General features: G+C 68.6%; 2 protein-coding genes. Both read left to right on the forward strand.

Translation table 11 applies throughout. The annotated features are described in order from the left end of the window. Window positions 1-149 (forward strand): 2Fe-2S iron-sulfur cluster-binding protein (locus EN807_RS34305; protein ID WP_135938076.1); only part of this gene is annotated, 149 nt, incomplete at its 5' end. Beyond that, window positions 146-303, forward strand: a 158-nt coding sequence (locus EN807_RS34310; protein WP_135938077.1) for an NAD(P)-binding protein, incomplete at its 3' end; no start/stop codon positions are given. The genes EN807_RS34305 and EN807_RS34310, both read left to right, overlap by 4 nt.

Here is a 303-nt window from a genome sequence, read left to right on the forward strand (position 1 = left end):
GGCCTGAACCCCGCGCGGGCTTCTGTTTGATGGGAGCCTGCCAGGATTGCTGGGTCTGGCAGGAAGAGGGGCCGCGCCTGCGCGCGTGCACAACCCCTATCGCTGAGGGCATGCGGCTGCGCACGACACCGCCGGAGAGCTGGCCGTGAGTGACGCTTCATCGCCGAAGATCGTGATCGTCGGCGCCGGTCCGGCTGGCATAAGGGCGGCGGCGGTGCTGGTCGAGGCCGGGCTGCACCCGATGGTGATCGACGAAGGTAATCGCGCCGGCGGTCAGATCTATCGTCGCCCGCCGGACGGATT

The organism is Mesorhizobium sp. M5C.F.Ca.ET.164.01.1.1 (assembly GCF_004792125.1).
Taxonomy (GTDB): domain Bacteria; phylum Pseudomonadota; class Alphaproteobacteria; order Rhizobiales; family Rhizobiaceae; genus Mesorhizobium; species Mesorhizobium wenxiniae.